Origin of the sequence: Photorhabdus aballayi (assembly GCF_026153155.1) — a bacterium.
GTDB lineage: Bacteria > Pseudomonadota > Gammaproteobacteria > Enterobacterales > Enterobacteriaceae > Photorhabdus > Photorhabdus luminescens.
The window spans coordinates 1-750 of the sequence record NZ_JAPFCD010000140.1 but is presented as its reverse complement, the minus strand read 5'-3'; the positions used below and the strand labels follow the sequence as shown (position 1 = coordinate 750).

At 52.1% G+C, this 750-nt stretch carries 1 protein-coding gene; it reads right to left on the bottom strand.

Annotation, left to right across the window (positions count from 1 at the left end):
• A partial coding sequence (locus OO184_RS24930) for an AMP-binding protein (protein ID WP_265381452.1) occupies window positions 1-750 on the bottom strand: 750 nt, incomplete at both ends.

Below are 750 nucleotides of genomic sequence, written 5' to 3'. Positions count from 1 at the left end.
CCAAACGCGCTCCCGGATAGGCCGGATCTAGCGGTACATAAACCCCGCCGGCTTTCAACACGGCCAATATGCTCACTACCATTGCCGGTGAACGGGCCACACAAATTGCAACTCTCTGGTCTGGTACGACACCTAAAACGATCAATTCATGAGCCAATCGGTTAGCACGGACATTCAGTTCAGCATAGCTGAGTGTCTGCTCTTCATATATGAGTGCTGTGGCATCAGGCGTTCTCTCCACCTGTTGTTCAAACAACTGATGAATACATAACTGGTCTGGATAGACAGTTTCTGTCGCGTTCCAGGTTTTTAACAACAGCGTACGTTCCGCTTCCGGCAGAATTTCCAATGCCCGAACCGGCCTGCCCGGCGTGTGTTCCAGCGCTTCCGCCAGGCTTTCCAATGCCTGTTGCATGTAACCACATATTTGCTCAGGGCTAAACGGTCGTATCACTTGCGCTGTCAGCCCCAGCGCATCACCAAAATCCTCCACCGACAGGGCAAACGGGTAATTGGTACGCTCCTGCCCACCAAGGAATTCGACACCTTCCATCATGTTATCGGTAGCCGCCAGTGGCGCATTATGTCGGTAGTTCAACAGTGTATTGAACAACGGTGTACCACTGGCAACCCCACTGCAACGTTGAGCTAGTGCCAGTGAGGCATGTTCATGCTCCAATAGCTCTGCCAACCGACTATGCGCCATTTGTACGCTGTTATGTACCGAGGTCTCATCTATATCCAGCCGCA